Origin of the sequence: Stenotrophomonas capsici (assembly GCF_034961085.1) — a bacterium.
Classification (GTDB): Bacteria; Pseudomonadota; Gammaproteobacteria; order Xanthomonadales; family Xanthomonadaceae; genus Stenotrophomonas; species Stenotrophomonas capsici.
The window spans coordinates 1-18,953 of the sequence record NZ_JAYFUH010000031.1; the positions used below are offsets into that span (position 1 = coordinate 1).

Sequence of the window (18,953 nt, forward strand, 5' to 3'; positions counted from 1 at the left end):
ACGTACCAAGCCGCACGTCAACGTCGGCACCATCGGCCACGTTGACCATGGCAAGACCACCCTGACCGCCGCGCTGACCAAGATCGGTGCAGAGCGCTTCGGCGGCGAGTTCAAGGACTACTCGTCCATCGACGCCGCGCCGGAAGAGAAGGCTCGTGGTATCACGATCTCGACCGCGCACGTTGAGTACGAATCCGAGAGCCGTCACTACGCCCACGTTGACTGCCCGGGCCACGCCGACTACGTCAAGAACATGATCACCGGTGCCGCCCAGATGGACGGCGCGATCCTGGTGTGCTCGGCCGCTGACGGCCCGATGCCGCAGACCCGCGAGCACATCCTGCTGTCGCGTCAGGTCGGCGTGCCGTACATTGTCGTGTTCCTGAACAAGGCCGACATGGTGGACGATGCCGAGCTGCTGGAACTGGTCGAGATGGAAGTGCGCGAGCTGCTGAGCAAGTACGACTTCCCGGGCGACGACACCCCGATCGTGCACGGTTCGGCCCGTCTGGCGCTGGAAGGCGACCAGAGCGACATCGGCGTGCCGGCCATCCTGAAGCTGGTCGAGGCGCTGGACAGCTGGATCCCGACCCCGGAGCGTGACGTCGACAAGCCGTTCCTGATGCCGGTGGAAGACGTGTTCTCGATCTCGGGCCGCGGCACCGTGGTGACCGGTCGTATCGAGCGCGGCGTGATCAAGGTCGGCGAAGAAATCGAAATCGTCGGTATTCGTCCGACCCAGAAGACCACCGTCACCGGCGTGGAAATGTTCCGCAAGCTGCTGGACCAGGGTCAGGCAGGTGACAACGCCGGTCTGCTGCTGCGTGGCACCAAGCGTGACGACGTCGAGCGCGGCCAGGTTCTGGCCAAGCCGGGTTCGATCACCCCGCACACCCAGTTCGACGCCGAAGTGTACGTGCTGTCGAAGGACGAAGGCGGCCGTCACACCCCGTTCTTCAAGGGCTACCGTCCGCAGTTCTACTTCCGTACCACCGACATCACCGGTGCGGTCGAGCTGCCGGAAGGCGTTGAGATGGTGATGCCGGGCGACAACGTGAAGATGGCTGTCACCCTGATCAACCCGGTGGCAATGGACGAAGGTCTGCGCTTCGCCATCCGCGAAGGCGGCCGTACCGTCGGCGCCGGCGTGGTCTCGAAGATCATCAAGTAATAGCGCCACGCTTCCTTCCGGAGGCGGGTGTTGAGAGAAGGGCGGCCCTCGGGCCGCCCTTTTTTTTCGTCCAGGGGTGCATGCGCAGGTGGGGAGGCGAGCCCGGCATCAGCATGTCGAGGGGTGCTGCGGGACTCTGGATGAGTGGGTGGGCATCGCGCCGGTTGCTCCGCCTTGGGCGTGCGAATGGCGGAAGCTGCGCCTTTGTTCCTCTTGCTCTCTGACAGGGCAGCGGATCATCCGGACACGCCGGTGGTACTGTCCGATGATTGCTAGGGAGGAATTGGGATGGGCTTTTTCGAGACGCTGCGGCGTTCACTGCTGGTGGCCGGGCTGACGCTGGCGGGCGTAGGTACGCTGCAGGCGGCCGTGCCATCGCCGAAGTCACACTTCGGTTTCGACATCGGCGACGACTACATGCTGGCCAACTACACGCAGACCGAGGCGTACTTCCGCAAGGTGGCGGCCAGCTCGGACCGGTTCCGCCTGGTGGAGCTGGGCAAGAGTTCCGAAGGGCGCCCGCAGTTGATGCTGATCGCCTCCTCGCCGGCCAATCTTGCACGGTTGGAGGAGTACCGCGGCATTTCCGAGCGGCTGGCGCGGGCGCGTGACGACGCGCAGGCCGCGCGTGCGCTGGCCGAGCAGGGCAAGGCAGTGGTCTGGATCGACGGCGGTCTGCATGCCAACGAGACGGTCGGGCCGCACCAGCTGATCGAGACGGTGTGGCAGCTGGCCAGTCGTGATGATGCCGAGACCCGCCGCATCCTCGATGACACCATCGTGCTGTTGGTACATGCCAACCCCGACGGCCAGGAGCTGTATTCGGACTGGTACATGCGCGAGCCGGTGCCGGCCAAGCGGGTGCTGGACAAGCCGCAGCGGCTCTACCAGAAATACGCCGGGCACGATAACAACCGCGACTTCTACATGGCGGCGCTGCAGGAAACGCGCAACATGAACCTGGCCATGTACACGCGGTGGTACCCGCAGATCGTCTACAACCACCACCAGGCCGCGCCGAAGGGAACGGTGATCGTGATCCCGCCGTATCGCGACCCGTACAACTACAACATCGACCCGATGATCCCGGTGGGGCTGGAGGCGCTGGGTTCGGCGATGAACCTGCGCTACCTGCAGGAGAACAAGCCTGGCGCGGTGTCCAAGGGCGGCAGCGTGTACTCGACCTGGTGGAACGGCGGGCTGCGCACCATGCCGTACTTCCACAACATGCTGGGCGTGCTGACCGAGATTGTCGGCAATCCGACGCCGATGCAGATCCCCTATCTGCCGGAGCGGCAATTGCCGGACAGCAACCTGCCGGCGCCGGTGACGGCGCAGACCTGGCATTTCCGCCAATCCATCGATTACAGCCTGACCGCGAACTGGGCGTTGCTTGACTACGCCTCGCGTCACCGCGAGCAGCTGCTGTGGAACATCTACTGGATGGGGCGCAATGCCATCGCGCGCGGCAGCACCGACACCTGGACCGCAAGCCCGACGCGGCTGGCCGAAGCGGCCGCGCAGGCCAAGGCCGCTACAACGGACGCGCCGCAGGACGGGCTGGGGCCGCGGCAGGTGGCGCAGTGGCTGCAGCGCCCGGACCAGCGTGATGCCCGTGGCTACATCATTCCGGCCGACCAGGCCGACCTGCCCACCGCGGTGGCCTTCGTCAACGCGCTGCAGCTGGCCGGCGTGGAGGTGCAGCGCGCATCGCGTGCATTCGTGGTGGCCGGCAAGTCGTATCCGGCCGGTTCGTTCGTGGTGCGTGCCGACCAGGCGTTCCGTGCCCATGTGCGTGACATGTTCGAGCCACAGGACCACCCGCACGACTTCGAGTATGAAGGCGGGCCGCCGATCGCTCCGTACGATTCGGCGGGCTGGACCCTGGCCTTCCAGATGGGCGTGGCCTTCGACCGGGTGCTGGAGGCCTTCGATGGTCCGTTCGCGGTGCTGCCCGTCGGCCAGTTGCAGGCGCCAGCCGATGTGCCGGTGCCGGCGTCGTCCCGCGGTTGGTTGCTGGATGCGCGGGTCAACAATGCGTTCATTGCGGTCAATCGCCTGCTGAAGGCCGGGGCCCGGGTCAGCCGGGTGCCGTCGCGCGATGGCGCCTTCCTGGTTGCCGGGCTCGAGGCTGACGCACTGGCGGTGGCCCTGCGGGGGACGGGCGTGGCCGCCGCCGTCGCGCCTGCCGACGTGGTGGCTGAAGCACCGCTGCGCGCGCCGCGGATCGCGCTTTGGGACCGCTACGGCGGTTCGATGGTGTCCGGCTGGACGCGGCTGGTGCTGGAGAACTTCGGCTTCGACTACGAAGTGGTCTACCCGCAGCAGATCCTGGCCGGGGACCTGCGCCAGCGCTTCGACGTCCTGCTGCTGCCCAGTGGCGCGTTGCCGTTGCCGGCCGAGCTGGCCATCGAGGGCAAGGCCGGGCGTACGCCGGCTTCGCCGGATCCGGCGACCATCCCGGCGGAGTATCGTTCCATGCTGGGCGAACTGCAGGGTGAGCCTGCGGTGGCGGCGCTGCGCCAGTTCATGGGGCAGGGCGGCCACGTGGTCGCGACCGGCTCTTCCAGCGGCCTGGCGCTGCAGCTGGGGCTGCCGGTGGCCAGCCATCTGCGCAAGCCCGATGCTGCCGGCCAACTCAAACCATTGAGCCAGCGGGAGTACTACATCCCCGGCAGTGTGCTGGAGGTGGCGGTGGACAAGGCGCAGCCGCTGAATTGGGGGCTGCCGGCACGGCTGGATGTGTATTTCTCCGACGGTCGCTGGGATAATGCGCCGGTGCTGGATCTGCCCGCCGGCCGCGCCGACATCCAGCCGCTGCTGCGCTTCGACGGCCCCAGGCCGCTGCGTAGTGGTTGGGCCTGGGGCCAAGAGCACCTGCAGGGCGGCGTGCTGGCGGCCGAAGCCGGGATGGGGGCAGGGCGGTTGACGTTCTTCGGGACCGACATCACCTTCCGGGCCCAGACCCATGCCTCGTTCAAGCTGCTGTTCAACAGCCTGCTGCAGGCGGGCGCCACCGGGACCGCTGCGCACGAATAGGGGCGGGGCTCGCCTGGCTGGCCCGAACCTGAAGCGTTGGTGACGTCGCCGGGGCTTGACTTGCAAGTGCCGGAAAATACTGACAGAATGCACGACCACTCGCGAAGGTCATGGTTTTCATGGCCCTCGCAACCAGCGAAATGAGGCACAGGACGTACCTCGTATTCGCCAGACAAGGACAGGTCGCATGGGGCACTCCGGTAATACGGGGTGTTTTCTGTGCGTTTGAAGATGTCTGGGGCGGGCCGGGTAACCGGGCCGCCTTGCTGTTTTGAAGGGATTCTCGTTGGCGGGAGGTGCTTTGGCGCCGACCGTCGTTTTCATGGGGGCTGGTACACACAGAGGCCAGTCCCGTCGCTCTTTAGACCTATAGGAACACCGTCATGGCGGACCAAAAGATCCGGATTCGGTTGAAGGCGTTCGATCATCGCTTGATCGACCGTTCGGCCAGCGAGATCGTTGAAACGGCAAAGCGGACCGGCGCGCAAGTGCGTGGCCCGATCCCCCTGCCGACCAAGATCGAGCGTTACACCATTCTCGTCTCCCCGCACGTCGACAAGGACGCGCGTGACCAGTACGAGACCCGCACGCACAAGCGCGTGCTCGACATCGTCGACCCCAACGACAAGACCGTGGACGCGCTGATGAAGCTCGAACTGGCTGCCGGCGTCGACGTGCAGATCAAGCTGACCTGAGGGCTACGACCATGACGAAGAAGTATTCGTTGGGCTTCGTGGGCCGCAAGGCCGGCATGAGCCGCGTTTTCACCGAAGATGGTCGCTCCATCCCGGTGACCCTGATTGAAGCCACCCCGAACCGCATCGCGCAGATCAAGACCGTCGAAACCGACGGCTACAGCGCCGTGCAGGTGACCGTCGGCGCCCGTCGCGCTGCGCTGGTCAACAAGCCGGAAGCCGGCCACTTCGCCAAGGCGAAGGTGGAAGCGGGCCGCGGCCTGTGGGAATTCCGCGTTGAAGACGCCCAGGTCGGTGATTTCACCGTCGGCGGCGAAATCAAGGCAGACATCTTTGAAGTCGGCCAGACGGTTGACGTCCAGGGCGTCACCAAGGGTAAGGGCTTCCAGGGCACCATCAAGCGCCACAACTTCCGTATGGGCGATGCAACCCACGGTAACTCGCTGTCGCATCGCGCGCCGGGTTCGCTGGGTCAGCGCCAGACCCCGGGTCGCGTTTTCCCGGGCAAGAAGATGTCCGGCCACATGGGTGCCGTGCAGCAGAGCACGCAGAACCTGGAAGTGGTCAAGGTCGACGTCGAGCGTGGTCTGATTGCCATCCGCGGCGCCGTGCCTGGCGCAGCCGGTGGTGACGTGATCGTGCGTCCGGCGAGCAAGGCATAAGGAGAGATGACGATGGAACTCGTTATCACGGGTAGCAACAACAAGGTCTCGGTCTCCGAAGCCGTGTTCGGCCGCGATTTCAGCGAAGATCTGGTTCACCAGGTCGTCGTTGCTTACCGCAACGCCGCTCGCGCCGGCACCAAGGCACAGAAGACGCGCTCTGAAGTGGCTGGTACCACCAAGAAGTCGAAGAAGCAGAAGGGTGGTGGCGCACGTCACGGTGCCCTGACCGCTCCGATCTTCGTCGGCGGTGGTGTCACCTTCGCGGCCAAGCCGCGCAGCTTCGAGCAGAAGGTCAACCGCAAGCAGTATCGCGCCGCCATGTGCGCCATCCTGTCCGAGCTGAACCGCCAGGGCCGCCTGACCATCGTCGAGTCCTTCGACGTGGAAGCGACCAGCACCAAGGGTCTGATCGGCAAGCTGGCTGGCCTGGAAGTGGGCAAGCGTCCGCTGATCGTCACCGAAGAGGCTTCCGAGCATCTGTACCTGTCGGCCCGCAATCTGCCCTACGTGCAGGTGCGTGACGTCCAGGGCCTGGATCCGGTCGCTCTGGTCGGTGCCGACACGGTCGTCATCACCGCTGACGCGGTCAAGAAGGTCGAGGAGTGGCTGGCATGAGCAGCAACGAAAAAATCTTCAGCGTGCTGCGCGCTCCGCGAGTCTCCGAAAAGACCGCGCGCCTGCAGGAACTCTCCAACCAGTATGTCTTCGAGATCTCGAACGAAGCCACCAAGGCCGATGTAAAGGCCGCGGTTGAGCAGCTGTTCGACGTCAAGGTCGAGGCCGTCAACGTGGTCAACGTCAAGGGCAAGAACAAGTCCTTCCGTAACCGCGCTGGCCGTCGCGGCGATTGGCGCAAGGCGTACGTGCGTCTGGCCGATGGCCAGTCCATCGATGTAACGGCCAAGGCCTGAGGTACATCCCATGCCATTGATGAAATTCAAGCCCACCTCCGCAGGCCGTCGTTCGGCCGTGCGCGTGGTCACGCCCGATCTGCACAAGGGCGCACCGCACGCAGCGTTGCTGGAGCCGCAGAGCAAGTCCGGTGGTCGTAACCACCACGGTCGCATCACCACCCGTCACGTGGGCGGTGGTCACAAGCAGCACTACCGTCTGATCGACTTCAAGCGCAACAAGGAAGGCATTCCGGCACGCGTGGAACGTATCGAATACGATCCGAACCGCACTGCCCACATCGCCCTGCTGTGCTACGTCGACGGCGAGCGTCGCTACATCATCGCCCCGAAGGGCCTCAAGGCGGGTGACCAGGTCATCTCGGGTGCTCACGCCCCGATCAAGACCGGCAACACCCTGCCGCTGCGCAACATCCCGGTCGGTACCACCGTCCACGGGATCGAGCTGAAGCCGGGCAAGGGCGCCCAGATCGCCCGTGCCGCTGGTGCAGGCGTGCAGCTGGTTGCTCGTGAAGGCATCTACGCCACCCTGCGCCTGCGCTCGGGTGAAATGCGCAAGGTGCCGGTCGAATGCCGCGCCACCATTGGTGAAGTCGGCAACGACGAGCACAACCTCGAGAAGCTGGGCAAGGCCGGTGCCAAGCGTTGGCGCGGCGTCAAGCCGACCGTCCGCGGTGCGGCCATGAACCCGGTTGACCACCCGCACGGTGGTGGTGAGGCCAAGGCCGGCCAGGGTAACCCGCATCCGGTCACCCCGTGGGGTGTCCCGACCAAGGGTTACAAGACGCGCCATAACAAGCGCACTCAGCAGTTCATCGTCCGCGATCGTAGGGGCTAATCGACCATGGCACGTTCACTCAAGAAGGGCCCGTTCGTCGATCACCACCTCGTCAAGAAGGTGGAGGCCGCTGCGGGCAGCAAGAAGCCGATCAAGACCTGGTCGCGCCGCTCCATGATCCTGCCGGAAATGGTTGGATTCACGATTGCCGTGCACAACGGCAAGAACCACGTCCCGGTTCTCGTCAACGAGAACATGGTCGGTCACAAGCTCGGCGAATTCGCTGTCACCCGGACCTTCAAGGGTCACGGCGCTGACAAGAAGTCGGGCAAGTAAGGAGAGATGACAATGGAAGCGAAAGCAATCCTGCGCACCGCGCGCATCTCCCCGCAGAAGGCACGTCTGGTCGCTGACCAGGTCCGTGGCCTTCCGGCCGAGCGTGCGGTCAACCTGCTGAAGTTTTCGGACAAGAAGGCTGCCCACCTGATCAAGAAGGTGGTGGAGTCGGCTATCGCAAATGCCGAAAACAACCAGGGCGCTGACGTCGACGAGCTGAAGGTCAAGACCATCATGGTTGATGAAGGTCCCACCCTGAAGCGTTTCATGGCGCGGGCGAAAGGCCGCGGTACCCGCATCCTCAAGCGCACCAGCCACATCACTGTGGTTGTGGGCGCCGGCAAGTAAGCGGAAAGGATAAAGACCATGGGTCATAAAGTTCATCCGGTTGGTATCCGCCTCGGTATTTCCAAGGACTGGAACTCCAAGTGGTACGCCAACAAGGCCGAGTTCGCTGGTTACCTGGCAGCCGACCTGAAAGTGCGCGAAATGCTGCGCAAGAAGCTGGCTCAGGCCGGCATCTCGAAGATCCTGATCGAGCGTCCGGCCAAGACCGCACGCGTGACGATCCACACCGCCCGCCCGGGCGTGGTGATCGGCAAGCGCGGTGAGGACATCGAAAAGCTGCGTAAGGAAGTGAGCGAGATGATGGGCGTCCCGGCGCACATCAACGTCACCGAAGTTCGCAAGCCTGAGTTGGATGCACAGCTGGTTGCCGAGTCGATCGCGCAGCAGCTGGAGCGTCGCATCATGTTCCGCCGCGCGATGAAGCGTTCGGTCGGCAACGCGATGCGCCTGGGTGCCCTGGGCATCAAGGTCAACGTGGCTGGCCGCTTGAACGGCGCCGAAATCGCCCGTTCGGAGTGGTACCGCGAAGGCCGCGTGCCGCTGCACACCCTGCGCGCTGACATCGACTACGGTTTCGCTGAAGCCAGCACCACCTACGGCATCATCGGCATCAAGGTCTGGATCTACAAGGGCGAAGTCTTTGATTTCTCCCAGGTTGGCCAGGAAAAGCAGGACGACAGCCCGCGCAACGATCGTAACGATCGCGGCGACCGTGGCGACCGTCCGTCGCGCCCGGCTCGTGAAGCGAGGTAACGGCAATGTTGCAACCCAAGCGAACCAAATACCGCAAGATGTTCAAGGGCCGTAACGACGGCCTGAGCTGGAGCGCGAATGCCGTCAGCTTTGGCGAGTATGGCCTGAAGGCAACCGCTCACGGTCAGCTGACCGCGCGTCAGATCGAAGCGGCTCGCCGCTCGATCAGCCGCTACGTCAAGCGCGGCGGCAAGATGTGGATCCGCGTGTTCCCCGACAAGCCCATCACCAAGAAGCCCATCGAAGTCCGAATGGGTGCCGGTAAGGGTGGCGTGGAATACTGGGTCGCTCAGATCCAGCCCGGCCGCATGATTTATGAAGTCGAGGGCGTTACCGAGGAAGTGGCACGCGAGGCGTTCCGCCTGGCCGCTGCCAAGCTCTCGGTGACCACCACTTTCGTGACCCGGACGGTGCGCTGATGGACATCAAACAACTCCGCGAGAAGTCGGCTGACGAACTCAAGGCCCACCTGACCGACCTGCGTAAGGAGCAGTTCTCGCTCCGCATGCAGCAGGTCACCGGCCAGCTGCCGAAGACCCATGAAACCCGCCGGGTGCGCCGCGAGATTGCTCGCGTCAAGCACCTGATCGGCAGCACGAAGTAAGGATGGCTGCTATGAGCGAAAATAACGCAAGCAAGACGCTGCGCACGGTCGAAGGCCGTGTCGTCAGCAACAAGATGGACAAGACGGTCACCGTGTTGGTGGAGCGCCAGGTCAAGCACGCCCTGTACGGCAAGTACATCAAGCGTTCGACCAAGCTGCACGCACACGACGCCGAGAACGCCTGCAACGAAGGCGATATCGTGCGCGTGACCGAGATTGCTCCGATGTCCAAGACCAAGAACTGGCGCGTGGTGGAAGTCATCACGCGTGCGGCTGAATAAGGAGATCTGAATCATGATCCAGATGCAGAGCTACCTCGACGCCGCGGACAACTCCGGTGCCAAGGAACTGATGTGCATCAAGGTGCTGGGTGGTTCCAAGCGCCGTTATGCCCACATCGGCGACATCATCAAGGTCACCGTGAAGGACGCAATTCCGCGCGGCAAGGTCAAGAAGGGTGAAGTGTATGACGCCGTCGTGGTGCGTACCCGCAAGGGTGTGCGTCGCGCCGACGGCTCGCTGATCCGCTTCGACGGCAACGCCGCGGTCCTGCTCAACAACAAGCAAGAGCCGATCGGCACCCGCATCTTTGGGCCGGTGACCCGTGAACTTCGTTCGGAGAAGTTCATGAAGATCGTCTCGCTCGCTCCCGAAGTTCTGTGAGCGCCAGGAGATAATCATGGCTAACCGTATCAAGAAGGGCGACCAGGTCGTCGTCAACACCGGCAAGGACAAGGGCAAGCAGGGCGAAGTCGTCCGCGTCGACGGCGACCGCGTGGTCGTCGCCAACGTGAACATCGTCAAGCGCCACACCAAGCCGAACCCGCAGGCAGGCGTTGCCGGCGGCGTGGTCGAGCGTGAAGCTTCGATCCATATCTCCAACGTCAATGTCCTGAACCCGGCAACGGGCAAGGGCGAGCGCGTTGGCTTCAAGGTGCTGGAGGATGGACGCAAACTGCGTGTGTTCCGCTCCAGCGGTGAGGCGCTCGACGCCTGAGGAATGAATTGATGAATTCCCGTCTCGAAAAGTTTTACAAGGAAGAAGTGGTGCCGGCGCTGACCAAGCAGTTCGGCTACACCAATCCGATGGAAGTGCCGCGCCTGGTCAAGATCACCCTGAACATGGGTGTGGGCGAAGCTGCGACCAACAAGAAGGTTCTTGAGAACGCCGTTGCCGACATGACCAAGATCACCGGCCAGAAGCCGGTGGTCACCAAGTCGCGCGTCTCGGTGGCTTCGTTCAAGATCCGTGATGGTTGGCCGATCGGCTGCAAGGTCACGCTGCGTCGTGACACCATGTTCGAGTTCCTGGACCGCCTGATCAACATCTCGCTGCCGCGCGTGCGTGACTTCCGCGGCGTGTCGGGTCGTTCGTTCGACGGTCGTGGCAACTACAACATGGGCGTGAAGGAACAGATCATCTTCCCGGAAATCGACTTCGACGCCGTCGACGCGATCCGCGGTATGGATATCGCCATCACGACCACCGCCAAGACCGACGCGGAAGCCAAGGCGCTGCTGGCAGCGTTCAAGTTCCCGTTCCGTAACTGATTCGTCGAGGATACCGAAATGGCAAAGACCTCCATGGTCAACCGCGACATCAAGCGGGAAAAGCTGGCCAAGAAGTACGCCGACAAGCGTGCAGCTCTGAAGAAGATCGTGTCCTCCGTTGACGCGACCTACGAAGAGAAGATCGAAGCCGCAACCAAGCTGTCCAAGCTGCCGCGCGATTCGTCGCCGAGCCGCCAGCGCAACCGTTGCGAGTTGTCGGGCCGTCCGCGTGGCGTGTACAGCAAGTTCGGCCTGGGCCGCAACAAGCTGCGCGAAGCCACCATGCGCGGCGACGTGCCGGGCCTGCGCAAGGCCAGCTGGTAAGCAACAACCCGGTCCGGGCCGCAAGGCCCGGCCAGGTCACCGGAAGGGCAACCTGACGGTAATTCAAAGAGTCCGACGCAAGTCGGACTTTTTGTCGTATAATCCCGCTTCTTGCCTGCCCGAAATGGGCTGGCCGGTGCGGTAAGGGCCCTGGCCCATCCCAGGAAAACACGAGATTTTCGCGAAAGCGGATATCGGTGCACTCAAAGGTATCTACATGAGCATGACTGATCCCATCGCCGACCTGCTGGTCCGCATCAAGAATGCGGCCGCGGTTGGCAAGCAGACGGTGAAAGCCCCGTCGTCCAAGATCAAGGTGGCAATTGCCCAGGTCCTGAAGGACGAGGGTTACATCGCCGACCTGCGCGTCAACAAGCTGGAAAACAACAAGGCCGAGCTCGAAATCGTCCTGAAGTACTTCGAGGGCAAGCCGGTCATCGCTACCCTGAAGCGCTTCTCGCGTTCGGGTCTGCGCCAGTACCGTGGCAAGTCCGAGCTGCCGAAGGTCCTCAACGGCCTGGGCATCGCCATCATTTCCACCTCCAAGGGCATCATGACTGATGCGCAGGCGCGCCAGCAGGGCGTCGGCGGCGAAGTCCTGTGCTTTGTGGCTTAAGGGAAGGAGTCCACTATGTCCCGCGTAGCCAAGAAGCCGATCAACCTGCCCAAGGGCGTTGAACTGAACATCCAGCCGGAATCCGTCAGCGTGAAGGGCCCGAAGGGCACCCTGTCGCTGAACAAGGCCGCCGGCGTTGAAATCTCCATCGACAACGGCGTTATCACCCTGAACCCGAAGGACATCTCCTTTGATGCCCTGACCGGCACCGTGCGCGCCATCCTGGCCAACATGGTCCAGGGCGTGTCCGAAGGTTTCGAGCGCAAGCTCGAGCTGGTCGGCGTGGGTTACCGCGCTGCCATGCAGGGCAAGGACCTGAACCTGTCGCTGGGTTTCTCGCATCCTGTCGTGTTCGTGGCGCCGGAAGGCATCACCCTGTCGACCCCGACGCAGACGGAAATCGTCGTGCAGGGCGCCGACAAGCAGGTCGTCGGTGAAGTCGCTGCCAAGATCCGCGGTTACCGTCCGCCGGAGCCCTACAAGGGCAAGGGTGTGAAGTACGCCGGTGAAGTCATCATTCGCAAGGAAGCCAAGAAGGCCTAATTCCTAGGTTTTCAGCTTTCGAGGATAAAGAACATGAACAAGAACATCGCCCGTCTGCGTCGCGCCAAGTCGACCCGCTCGCACATCCGTACCCTGGGCGTTGCTCGCCTGTCGGTGCTGCGTACCGGCCAGCACCTGTACGCGCAGATCTTCACTGCCGACGGCTCCAAGGTGCTGGCTTCGGCCAACACCGCCCAGGCCGACGTCAAGGAAGGCCTGAAGAACGGCAAGAACTGCGACGCTGCTGCCAAGGTCGGCAAGATCATCGCCGAGCGCGCCAAGGCTGCCGGTATCGAGAAGGTCGCTTTCGACCGCTCGGGCTACCGCTACCACGGCCGCATCAAGGCTCTGGCCGAAGCTGCCCGCGAAGGCGGCCTGCAGTTCTAAGGAATAGGGAAGGGGCCGTGTGCCCCTTTCCGCCTGCCTGCCGGTACAGGTCGTACCGGGCGCCGGCAACTCTTCTGCAGTTGCCGGTGAAACACCGCTGTAAACCACAACCATAAGCGGCCCCGAGCCGTACATACCCAACCAATCAAGGAATCAACATGGCAGAAGAACGTCAGCAGCGGGGTCGCGATCGCGACCGTAACCGCGAAGAGAAAGTCGACGACGGCATGATCGAGAAGCTGGTCGCGGTCAACCGCGTCAGCAAGACCGTCAAGGGCGGTCGCCAGTTCACCTTCACAGCCCTGACCGTGGTCGGCGACGGCGAAGGCAAGGTCGGTTTTGGTTATGGCAAGGCCCGCGAAGTGCCGGTCGCCATCCAGAAGTCGATGGAGCAGGCGCGCAAGAACCTGGTCAACGTTGACCTGAACAACGGCACCCTGTGGCACACCATCAAGGATGGTCACGGCGCAGCCCGCGTGTTCATGCAGCCGGCCTCCGAAGGTACCGGCGTGATCGCCGGCGGTGCCATGCGCGCCGTGCTGGAAGCCGTTGGCGTGAAGAACGTGCTGGCCAAGGCCACCGGTTCGCGTAACCCGATCAACCTGGTGCGCGCCACCGTGAAGGGCCTGGCTGCTGCGCAGTCGCCGGCTCGCATCGCGGCCAAGCGCGGCAAGAAGGTGGAGGAACTCAACCATGGCTAATGAGTCCAACAAGACCGTGAAGGTGCGCCTGGTGCGCGGCCTGCGTGGAACCCAGTCGCGTCACCGCCTGTCGGTGCGTGCCCTGGGCCTGAACAAGCTCAACGATGTGCGTGAACTGAAGGACAGCCCGCAGGTTCGCGGCCTGATCAACAAGGTTCAGTACCTCGTCCAGGTTGAGGAGTAATCGACCATGACTCTGCGTCTCAATGAACTGAGCCCGGCACCGGGCGCCCGCACCGAGCGTACCCGCGTCGGTCGCGGTATCGGCTCGGGCCTGGGCAAGACTGCCGGCCGCGGCCACAAGGGTTCGTTCGCCCGCAAGGGTGGCGGCAAGATCAAGGCTGGCTTCGAAGGCGGCCAGACCCCGATGCAGCGCCGTCTGCCGAAGATCGGCTTCCGTTCCAAGATGGCCAAGGACACCGCTGAAGTGCTGTCCTACCACCTGGACCGTCTGGAAGCGGGTGAGATCGACTTCGCGGCACTGCGTGCCGCCAAGCTGGTCCCGTCCACTGCCAAGAAGGCCAAGGTCGTGCTGAAGGGCGAGCTGACCAAGGCGTTCACCCTGAAGGGTGTTGCGGCTACCGCCGGCGCCAAGGCTGCGATCGAAGCTGCCGGCGGCAGCGTACAGGAGTAACTGGAACATGGCGCAAGCTGGCATCGGTAACCTCGCGGGCGGGATGGGCAAGTTCACGGAACTTCGCCAGCGTCTTCTGTTCGTACTCGGGGCATTGCTCGTCTATCGCATCGGCTGCTACGTGCCGGTGCCGGGCGTCAATCCCGATGCCATGCTTGCGCTGATGCAGGCGCAGGGCGGCGGTATCGTGGACATGTTCAACATGTTCTCGGGCGGCGCCCTGCACCGTTTCAGCATTTTCGCGCTGAACGTCATGCCGTACATCTCGGCATCGATCGTGATGCAGCTGGCCGTCCACATCTTCCCCGCGCTCAAGGCGATGCAGAAGGAAGGTGAGTCCGGTCGTCGCAAGATCACCCAGTATTCGCGCATCGGCGCGGTGCTGCTGGCGGTGGTGCAGGGCGGCAGTATCGCGCTGGCGCTGCAGAACCAGCTGTCGCCGGGCGGTGCTCCGGTGGTGTACGCCCCGGGCCTGGCCTTCGTGTTCACCGCCATCGTGGCGCTGACCGCAGGCACCATGTTCCTGATGTGGGTGGGCGAGCAGGTCACCGAGCGTGGCATCGGCAACGGTGTGTCGCTGATCATCTTCGCTGGCATCGTGGCAGGCCTGCCGGCCGCCGTGATCCACACCGTGGAAGCGTTCCGCGACGGCAGCATGAGCTTCATCTCGCTGCTGATCATCGCCCTGGTGGTGCTGGCCTTCACTTATTTCGTGGTGTTCGTCGAGCGCGGCCAGCGCCGCATCACCGTCAATTACGCCCGCCGTCAGGGTGGCCGTAATGCGTACATGAACCAGACCTCGTTCCTGCCGCTGAAGCTGAACATGGCGGGCGTGATCCCGGCCATCTTCGCCTCCAGCATCCTGGCCTTCCCGGCCACCCTGGCGATGTGGTCCGGCCAGGCCAGCTCCGCGACCTGGCTGCAGAAGGTCGCCAACGCGCTGGGTCCGGGCGAGCCGCTGCACATGATCGTGTTCGCCGCGCTGATCACCGGTTTCGCGTTCTTCTACACTGCGCTGGTGTTCAACTCGCAGGAAACCGCCGACAACCTCAAGAAGTCGGGTGCGCTGATCCCGGGTATCCGTCCGGGCAAGGCCACCGCCGAGTACATCGACGCCGTGCTGACCCGCCTGACGGCCGCCGGCTCGCTGTACCTGGTCATTGTCTGCCTGCTGCCGGAAATCATGCGCACGCAGCTCAATGCGTCGTTCTACTTCGGCGGCACCTCGCTGCTGATCGTGGTGGTCGTGGTGATGGACTTCATTGCCCAGATCCAGGCCCACCTGATGTCGCACCAGTACGAGAGCCTGCTCAAGAAGGCCAACCTGAAGGGCGGCAACCGCGGCGGTTTTGCACGCGGCTGATTCACCCGGTATACTTTCCGCTTCATAGCGGTCAGGGCCGCCCCGGTACCCGGGGCAGGTCTTCCAGACAGAAGGGCGGTCCCCGCAGCGGTCTTGGGTGGGGGTGCGATGTGGTTGTTCCGCGCGGGAGTAGCGCGGGCGGCTTGAAGGGCAACCTTCCTGCCAGGCACATCCGGCGCCGGAGCATGGGCACACTCCCCATGCCGGGTCCATGGAACCTTGTGTTCCACGGGCTTCCAAGCAAACCAAGACCTTGTTAGTATCGCTAGTTCACTTTTTTGATCCATCCTGCCGGATTGGCGCGCCTGTCGGTGCGTATTCGGCCATCACTCAGCTGGAGAACCGCGTCATGGCGCGTATTGCAGGCGTCAACCTGCCAGCCCAGAAGCATGTCTGGGTCGGGTTGCAAAGCATTTACGGCATCGGCCGTACCCGCTCGAAGAAGGTCTGCGAAGCCGCAGGCGTTACTTCGACCACCAAGATCCGCGACCTGTCGGAGCCGGAAATCGACCGTCTGCGCCTTGAAGTGGGCAAGTACATCGTCGAAGGCGACCTGCGTCGTGAAGTCGGCATCGCAATCAAGCGTCTGATGGACCTGGGCTGCTACCGCGGTCTGCGTCACCGTCGCGGCCTGCCGCTGCGCGGCCAGCGCACCAAGACCAATGCTCGCACCCGCAAGGGTCCGCGCAAGGCTCTGAAGAAGTAAGGGACCCTAGAAAATGGCTAAGCCCGCTGCTGCTAAGACCAAGAAGAAGATCAAGCGCGTCGTCACCGACGGCGTTGCCCACGTCCACGCTTCGTTCAACAACACCATCGTGACCATCACCGACCGCCAGGGCAATGCACTGTCCTGGGCGACCTCCGGTGGCGCCGGTTTCCGTGGCTCGCGTAAGTCGACTCCGTTCGCTGCCCAGGTTGCCGCCGAAAAGGCTGGCAAGGCTGCGCTGGACTACGGCCTGAAGTCGCTGGAAGTCCGCATCAAGGGTCCGGGTCCGGGCCGTGAGTCGGCCGTGCGTTCGTTGAACAACGTCGGCTACAAGATCACCAACATCATCGACGTGACGCCTATCCCGCACAACGGGTGCCGTCCGCCGAAGAAGCGTCGCGTCTAAAGGAGCGATAAGAAATGGCTCGTTATATCGGTCCTACCTGTAAGCTCGCCCGCCGCGAAGGCGCCGACCTCTCCCTGAAGAGCCCGGCCCGCGCGTTGGACTCCAAGTGCAAGCTGGAGCAGAAGCCCGGCCAGCACGGCGCGACCGCCCGCAAGGGCAAGCTGTCCGACTACGCCACCCAGCTGCGTGAAAAGCAGAAGGTCAAGCGTATCTACGGTCTGCTGGAGCGTCAGTTCCGCAACTACTACAAGAAGGCCTCGACCAAGAAGGGCAACACCGGCGAGAACCTGCTGCAGTTGCTGGAAACCCGTCTGGACAACGTCGTCTACCGCATGGGCTTCGCTGTGACCCGTCCGGCTGCCCGTCAGCTGGTCTCGCACCGTGGCGTCACGGTCAACGGCAAGTCGGTGAACCTGGCTTCGTACCAGGTCAAGGCTGGCGACGCGATCGCCCTGTCCGAGAAGGCTGCCAAGCAGCTGCGCGTCCAGGAAGCCCTGGTTGTCGCTGAACAGCACGACCTCAGCCCGTCGTGGGTCGAAGTCGATTCGAAGAAGTTCAGCGGCGTGTTCAAGGCCGTTCCGGATCGCGCCGACCTGCCTGCGGATATCAACGAAGCGCTGATCGTCGAGTTGTATTCGAAGTAATTCACAATGGAGAACCTCCGGGTTGCACCGGAGGTTCGCAGGAGAACCCGCAACATGACGGTTACCGCAAACCAGGTTCTGCGTCCTCGCGGTCCGCAGATCGAACGCCTTACCGAGACCCGCGCCAAGGTCGTGATCGAACCGTTGGAGCGTGGTTACGGGCATACGCTGGGCAACGCCCTGCGTCGCGTGCTGCTGTCGTCCATCCCGGGCTTCGCCATTACCGAAGTCGAGATCGACGGCGTGCTTCACGAGTACACCACGCTGGAAGGCCTGCAGGAGGACGTGCTCGAAGTCCTGCTGAACCTGAAGGACGTGGCCATTCGCATGCATTCCGGCGACAGCGCCACGCTCTCCCTGTCCAAGCAGGGCCCGGGCATCGTGACCGCTGCCGACATCAAGGTTGACCATAACGTCGAAGTGATCAACGGCGACCACGTGATCTGCCACCTGACCAAGGACGCGGCGATCAACATGCGTCTGAAGATCGAGCGTGGCTTCGGCTACCAGCCGGCTGCCTCGCGCCGCCGTCCGGACGAAGAGTCGCGTGCGATCGGTCGTCTGGTGCTGGACGCTTCGTTCTCGCCGGTCCGTCGCGTCGCCTATTCGGTGGAAGCGGCCCGCGTCGAGCAGCGTACCGACCTGGACAAGCTGGTCATCGATATCGAAACCAACGGCACGATCGATGCCGAGGAGGCCGTCCGCACCGCGGCCGACATCCTCAGCGATCAGCTGTCGGTGTTCGGCGACTTCACCCACCGCGATCGCGGTGCGGCCAAGCCGGCCAACAACGGCGTGGATCCGGTGCTGCTGCGCCCGATCGACGATCTGGAGCTGACCGTGCGTTCGGCCAACTGCCTGAAGGCCGAGAGCATCTACTACATCGGTGATCTGATCCAAAAGACCGAAGTGGAACTGCTCAAGACCCCGAACCTGGGCAAGAAGTCGCTGACCGAAATCAAGGAAGTGCTGGCCCAGCGTGGCCTGTCGCTTGGCATGAAGCTGGAGAACTGGCCGCCGGCCGGTGTCGCCGCTCACGGCATGCTTGGTTGATAGCAGCATCTGTTCCCCCGCATGGGTGACCATGCGGGGGAATGTTGTAGGCAGTACCCGCGTAGACGGCTGACAAGGCCGCTGCGCCGGTCGTCCAAGGATAGGGCGGCCAGGACCATCCGCAGTCCATGCAGCAACGCCACGACGGCGACAACGAAGTCCAACGTCTCATCATTCAATCTAAGGAATCTGTCCCATGCGTCACCAGAAGTCTGGCCGTAAGTTCAGCCGCACCAGCGCCCACCGCGAAGCGATGTTCAAGAACATGGCCGCCTCGCTGTTCAAGCACGAGCTGATCAAGACCACCCTGCCGAAGGCCAAGGAACTGCGCCGCGTTGCCGAGCCGCTGATCACCCTGGCCAAGGTCGACTCCGTCGCCAACCGCCGCCTGGCCTTCGCCCGCCTGCGTGACAAGGAAGCCGTCGGCAACCTGTTCACCATCTTGGGCCCGCGCTACGCCACCCGTCCGGGCGGCTACCTGCGCCTGCTGAAGTGCGGCTTCCGTGCCGGCGACAACGCTCCGATGGCCTACGTCGAGCTGGTCGACCGTCCGGCCGCCGTTGCCGAAGAAGTCGCCGAGTAATCGCGACCTTCCATCCTGCAAGGGATGAAACAGAAGCCCGGCCTTGGCCGGGCTTTCTGCTTATGGGAAGTCGTCATGGCCGCAGGTGCTGTTGCACTGCGGCCGGGCTGGTACTCTTGCCGGATGGTTGAAACGGGTTGAT

29 protein-coding genes are annotated in these 18,953 nt (G+C 63.4%); all 29 read left to right on the forward strand.

Annotated elements, in window-relative coordinates:
- A partial coding sequence (gene tuf / locus VA603_RS00305; protein ID WP_323437607.1) for an elongation factor Tu occupies nt 1-1,171 on the forward strand: 1,171 nt, incomplete at its 5' end.
- Between the two features lie 288 nt (nt 1,172-1,459).
- A complete protein-coding gene (locus tag VA603_RS00310; RefSeq protein ID WP_323437608.1) occupies nt 1,460-4,210 on the forward strand; it encodes a M14 family metallopeptidase in 2,751 nt (916 codons plus the stop codon).
- 383 nt (nt 4,211-4,593) lie between these two features.
- On the forward strand, nt 4,594-4,905 hold the full coding sequence (gene rpsJ / locus VA603_RS00315; RefSeq protein ID WP_010341589.1) for a 30S ribosomal protein S10: 312 nt from the start codon (nt 4,594-4,596) through the stop codon (nt 4,903-4,905).
- An 11-nt stretch (nt 4,906-4,916) separates the two neighbouring features.
- Complete coding sequence (gene rplC / locus VA603_RS00320; RefSeq protein ID WP_132862499.1) at nt 4,917-5,567, forward strand: 50S ribosomal protein L3; 651 nt, start codon at nt 4,917-4,919, stop codon at nt 5,565-5,567.
- 12 nt (nt 5,568-5,579) lie between these two features.
- Complete coding sequence (gene rplD, locus VA603_RS00325) at nt 5,580-6,185, forward strand: 50S ribosomal protein L4 (protein WP_054668595.1); 606 nt, start codon at nt 5,580-5,582, stop codon at nt 6,183-6,185.
- Nucleotides 6,182-6,481: a 50S ribosomal protein L23 gene (gene rplW, locus VA603_RS00330; RefSeq protein WP_132862500.1), complete on the forward strand. Its 300-nt coding sequence runs from the start codon at nt 6,182-6,184 to the stop codon at nt 6,479-6,481. Before rplD ends, rplW begins: the two co-directional genes overlap by 4 nt.
- Nucleotides 6,482-6,491: 10 nt before the next feature.
- Complete coding sequence (gene rplB, locus VA603_RS00335; protein ID WP_132862501.1) at nt 6,492-7,319, forward strand: 50S ribosomal protein L2; 828 nt, start codon at nt 6,492-6,494, stop codon at nt 7,317-7,319.
- Nucleotides 7,320-7,325: 6 nt separating this feature from the next.
- Nucleotides 7,326-7,595 (forward strand): 30S ribosomal protein S19, encoded by a 270-nt coding sequence (gene rpsS, locus VA603_RS00340; RefSeq protein ID WP_132862502.1) that lies wholly within the window; start codon nt 7,326-7,328, stop codon nt 7,593-7,595.
- A gap of 12 nt (nt 7,596-7,607) precedes the next feature.
- On the forward strand, nt 7,608-7,943 hold the full coding sequence (rplV, locus tag VA603_RS00345; protein WP_132866034.1) for a 50S ribosomal protein L22: 336 nt from the start codon (nt 7,608-7,610) through the stop codon (nt 7,941-7,943).
- An 18-nt stretch (nt 7,944-7,961) separates the two neighbouring features.
- Nucleotides 7,962-8,696 (forward strand): 30S ribosomal protein S3, encoded by a 735-nt coding sequence (rpsC, locus tag VA603_RS00350; protein WP_132862503.1) that lies wholly within the window; start codon nt 7,962-7,964, stop codon nt 8,694-8,696.
- A 5-nt stretch (nt 8,697-8,701) separates the two neighbouring features.
- Nucleotides 8,702-9,115 carry a 50S ribosomal protein L16 gene (gene rplP, locus VA603_RS00355; protein ID WP_057629593.1) on the forward strand — a complete coding sequence of 138 codons (414 nt, stop codon included), beginning with the start codon at nt 8,702-8,704 and terminating at the stop codon, nt 9,113-9,115.
- The gene (gene rpmC, locus VA603_RS00360; RefSeq protein WP_054657204.1) at nt 9,115-9,300 is read left to right on the forward strand and encodes a 50S ribosomal protein L29; all 186 of its coding nucleotides are present in this window, start codon (nt 9,115-9,117) and stop codon (nt 9,298-9,300) included. Before rplP ends, rpmC begins: the two co-directional genes overlap by 1 nt.
- A gap of 11 nt (nt 9,301-9,311) precedes the next feature.
- Nucleotides 9,312-9,581, forward strand: coding sequence for a 30S ribosomal protein S17 (gene rpsQ / locus VA603_RS00365; protein ID WP_132862504.1), 270 nt, complete (start codon nt 9,312-9,314; stop codon nt 9,579-9,581).
- Nucleotides 9,582-9,594: 13 nt separating this feature from the next.
- A complete protein-coding gene (gene rplN / locus VA603_RS00370) occupies nt 9,595-9,963 on the forward strand; it encodes a 50S ribosomal protein L14 (protein WP_019186153.1) in 369 nt (122 codons plus the stop codon).
- Between the two features lie 16 nt (nt 9,964-9,979).
- On the forward strand, nt 9,980-10,297 hold the full coding sequence (gene rplX / locus VA603_RS00375; protein ID WP_132862505.1) for a 50S ribosomal protein L24: 318 nt from the start codon (nt 9,980-9,982) through the stop codon (nt 10,295-10,297).
- A gap of 11 nt (nt 10,298-10,308) precedes the next feature.
- Nucleotides 10,309-10,851: a 50S ribosomal protein L5 gene (rplE, locus tag VA603_RS00380; protein WP_132862506.1), complete on the forward strand. Its 543-nt coding sequence runs from the start codon at nt 10,309-10,311 to the stop codon at nt 10,849-10,851.
- Nucleotides 10,852-10,869: 18 nt separating this feature from the next.
- A complete protein-coding gene (rpsN, locus tag VA603_RS00385) occupies nt 10,870-11,175 on the forward strand; it encodes a 30S ribosomal protein S14 (protein WP_132862507.1) in 306 nt (101 codons plus the stop codon).
- A 217-nt stretch (nt 11,176-11,392) separates the two neighbouring features.
- The gene (gene rpsH, locus VA603_RS00390) at nt 11,393-11,791 is read left to right on the forward strand and encodes a 30S ribosomal protein S8 (RefSeq protein WP_132862508.1); all 399 of its coding nucleotides are present in this window, start codon (nt 11,393-11,395) and stop codon (nt 11,789-11,791) included.
- 15 nt (nt 11,792-11,806) lie between these two features.
- The gene (rplF, locus tag VA603_RS00395; RefSeq protein WP_132862509.1) at nt 11,807-12,334 is read left to right on the forward strand and encodes a 50S ribosomal protein L6; all 528 of its coding nucleotides are present in this window, start codon (nt 11,807-11,809) and stop codon (nt 12,332-12,334) included.
- Nucleotides 12,335-12,367: 33 nt separating this feature from the next.
- A complete protein-coding gene (gene rplR, locus VA603_RS00400; RefSeq protein WP_132862510.1) occupies nt 12,368-12,721 on the forward strand; it encodes a 50S ribosomal protein L18 in 354 nt (117 codons plus the stop codon).
- A gap of 158 nt (nt 12,722-12,879) precedes the next feature.
- On the forward strand, nt 12,880-13,422 hold the full coding sequence (gene rpsE / locus VA603_RS00405) for a 30S ribosomal protein S5 (protein WP_132862511.1): 543 nt from the start codon (nt 12,880-12,882) through the stop codon (nt 13,420-13,422).
- Entirely contained in the window at nt 13,415-13,606 is a 192-nt protein-coding gene (gene rpmD, locus VA603_RS00410) for a 50S ribosomal protein L30 (protein ID WP_005408214.1), read from the forward strand. Before rpsE ends, rpmD begins: the two co-directional genes overlap by 8 nt.
- A gap of 6 nt (nt 13,607-13,612) precedes the next feature.
- Nucleotides 13,613-14,056 carry a 50S ribosomal protein L15 gene (gene rplO, locus VA603_RS00415; protein ID WP_132862512.1) on the forward strand — a complete coding sequence of 148 codons (444 nt, stop codon included), beginning with the start codon at nt 13,613-13,615 and terminating at the stop codon, nt 14,054-14,056.
- Nucleotides 14,057-14,063: 7 nt separating this feature from the next.
- Nucleotides 14,064-15,419 carry a preprotein translocase subunit SecY gene (gene secY / locus VA603_RS00420; RefSeq protein WP_132862513.1) on the forward strand — a complete coding sequence of 452 codons (1,356 nt, stop codon included), beginning with the start codon at nt 14,064-14,066 and terminating at the stop codon, nt 15,417-15,419.
- A gap of 349 nt (nt 15,420-15,768) precedes the next feature.
- Nucleotides 15,769-16,125 carry a 30S ribosomal protein S13 gene (gene rpsM, locus VA603_RS00425; RefSeq protein ID WP_054663350.1) on the forward strand — a complete coding sequence of 119 codons (357 nt, stop codon included), beginning with the start codon at nt 15,769-15,771 and terminating at the stop codon, nt 16,123-16,125.
- A 13-nt stretch (nt 16,126-16,138) separates the two neighbouring features.
- Entirely contained in the window at nt 16,139-16,531 is a 393-nt protein-coding gene (gene rpsK, locus VA603_RS00430; RefSeq protein ID WP_054657227.1) for a 30S ribosomal protein S11, read from the forward strand.
- Nucleotides 16,532-16,545: 14 nt separating this feature from the next.
- The gene (gene rpsD, locus VA603_RS00435) at nt 16,546-17,175 is read left to right on the forward strand and encodes a 30S ribosomal protein S4 (RefSeq protein ID WP_057633112.1); all 630 of its coding nucleotides are present in this window, start codon (nt 16,546-16,548) and stop codon (nt 17,173-17,175) included.
- A gap of 54 nt (nt 17,176-17,229) precedes the next feature.
- Nucleotides 17,230-18,228 carry a DNA-directed RNA polymerase subunit alpha gene (locus VA603_RS00440; RefSeq protein WP_132862514.1) on the forward strand — a complete coding sequence of 333 codons (999 nt, stop codon included), beginning with the start codon at nt 17,230-17,232 and terminating at the stop codon, nt 18,226-18,228.
- A 196-nt stretch (nt 18,229-18,424) separates the two neighbouring features.
- Nucleotides 18,425-18,811, forward strand: a complete 387-nt coding sequence (rplQ, locus tag VA603_RS00445) for a 50S ribosomal protein L17 (protein WP_132862515.1) — start codon at nt 18,425-18,427, stop codon at nt 18,809-18,811.
- The last annotated feature ends 142 nt before the right edge of the window (nt 18,812-18,953 follow it).

What these genes read in the sequence shown, in the direction of transcription:
- rpsH (WP_132862508.1), top strand. Translation starts at nt 11,393, where the DNA reads ATGAGCATGACTGATCCCATCGCCGACCTGCTGGTCCGCATCAAGAAT.
- rplN (WP_019186153.1), top strand. Translation starts at nt 9,595, where the DNA reads ATGATCCAGATGCAGAGCTACCTCGACGCCGCGGACAACTCCGGTGCC.
- rpsQ (WP_132862504.1), top strand. Translation starts at nt 9,312, where the DNA reads ATGAGCGAAAATAACGCAAGCAAGACGCTGCGCACGGTCGAAGGCCGT.
- rpmC (WP_054657204.1), top strand. Translation starts at nt 9,115, where the DNA reads ATGGACATCAAACAACTCCGCGAGAAGTCGGCTGACGAACTCAAGGCC.
- rpsD (WP_057633112.1), top strand. Translation starts at nt 16,546, where the DNA reads ATGGCTCGTTATATCGGTCCTACCTGTAAGCTCGCCCGCCGCGAAGGC.
- rpsJ (WP_010341589.1), top strand. Translation starts at nt 4,594, where the DNA reads ATGGCGGACCAAAAGATCCGGATTCGGTTGAAGGCGTTCGATCATCGC.
- secY (WP_132862513.1), top strand. Translation starts at nt 14,064, where the DNA reads ATGGCGCAAGCTGGCATCGGTAACCTCGCGGGCGGGATGGGCAAGTTC.
- rplE (WP_132862506.1), top strand. Translation starts at nt 10,309, where the DNA reads ATGAATTCCCGTCTCGAAAAGTTTTACAAGGAAGAAGTGGTGCCGGCG.
- rplC (WP_132862499.1), top strand. Translation starts at nt 4,917, where the DNA reads ATGACGAAGAAGTATTCGTTGGGCTTCGTGGGCCGCAAGGCCGGCATG.
- rplB (WP_132862501.1), top strand. Translation starts at nt 6,492, where the DNA reads ATGCCATTGATGAAATTCAAGCCCACCTCCGCAGGCCGTCGTTCGGCC.
- rplD (WP_054668595.1), top strand. Translation starts at nt 5,580, where the DNA reads ATGGAACTCGTTATCACGGGTAGCAACAACAAGGTCTCGGTCTCCGAA.
- rplF (WP_132862509.1), top strand. Translation starts at nt 11,807, where the DNA reads ATGTCCCGCGTAGCCAAGAAGCCGATCAACCTGCCCAAGGGCGTTGAA.
- rplP (WP_057629593.1), top strand. Translation starts at nt 8,702, where the DNA reads ATGTTGCAACCCAAGCGAACCAAATACCGCAAGATGTTCAAGGGCCGT.
- rplO (WP_132862512.1), top strand. Translation starts at nt 13,613, where the DNA reads ATGACTCTGCGTCTCAATGAACTGAGCCCGGCACCGGGCGCCCGCACC.
- rplR (WP_132862510.1), top strand. Translation starts at nt 12,368, where the DNA reads ATGAACAAGAACATCGCCCGTCTGCGTCGCGCCAAGTCGACCCGCTCG.
- rplQ (WP_132862515.1), top strand. Translation starts at nt 18,425, where the DNA reads ATGCGTCACCAGAAGTCTGGCCGTAAGTTCAGCCGCACCAGCGCCCAC.
- rplV (WP_132866034.1), top strand. Translation starts at nt 7,608, where the DNA reads ATGGAAGCGAAAGCAATCCTGCGCACCGCGCGCATCTCCCCGCAGAAG.
- rpsN (WP_132862507.1), top strand. Translation starts at nt 10,870, where the DNA reads ATGGCAAAGACCTCCATGGTCAACCGCGACATCAAGCGGGAAAAGCTG.
- rpsC (WP_132862503.1), top strand. Translation starts at nt 7,962, where the DNA reads ATGGGTCATAAAGTTCATCCGGTTGGTATCCGCCTCGGTATTTCCAAG.
- rplW (WP_132862500.1), top strand. Translation starts at nt 6,182, where the DNA reads ATGAGCAGCAACGAAAAAATCTTCAGCGTGCTGCGCGCTCCGCGAGTC.
- rpsS (WP_132862502.1), top strand. Translation starts at nt 7,326, where the DNA reads ATGGCACGTTCACTCAAGAAGGGCCCGTTCGTCGATCACCACCTCGTC.
- VA603_RS00440 (WP_132862514.1), top strand. Translation starts at nt 17,230, where the DNA reads ATGACGGTTACCGCAAACCAGGTTCTGCGTCCTCGCGGTCCGCAGATC.
- rpsM (WP_054663350.1), top strand. Translation starts at nt 15,769, where the DNA reads ATGGCGCGTATTGCAGGCGTCAACCTGCCAGCCCAGAAGCATGTCTGG.
- rpmD (WP_005408214.1), top strand. Translation starts at nt 13,415, where the DNA reads ATGGCTAATGAGTCCAACAAGACCGTGAAGGTGCGCCTGGTGCGCGGC.
- rpsK (WP_054657227.1), top strand. Translation starts at nt 16,139, where the DNA reads ATGGCTAAGCCCGCTGCTGCTAAGACCAAGAAGAAGATCAAGCGCGTC.
- rpsE (WP_132862511.1), top strand. Translation starts at nt 12,880, where the DNA reads ATGGCAGAAGAACGTCAGCAGCGGGGTCGCGATCGCGACCGTAACCGC.
- rplX (WP_132862505.1), top strand. Translation starts at nt 9,980, where the DNA reads ATGGCTAACCGTATCAAGAAGGGCGACCAGGTCGTCGTCAACACCGGC.
- VA603_RS00310 (WP_323437608.1), top strand. Translation starts at nt 1,460, where the DNA reads ATGGGCTTTTTCGAGACGCTGCGGCGTTCACTGCTGGTGGCCGGGCTG.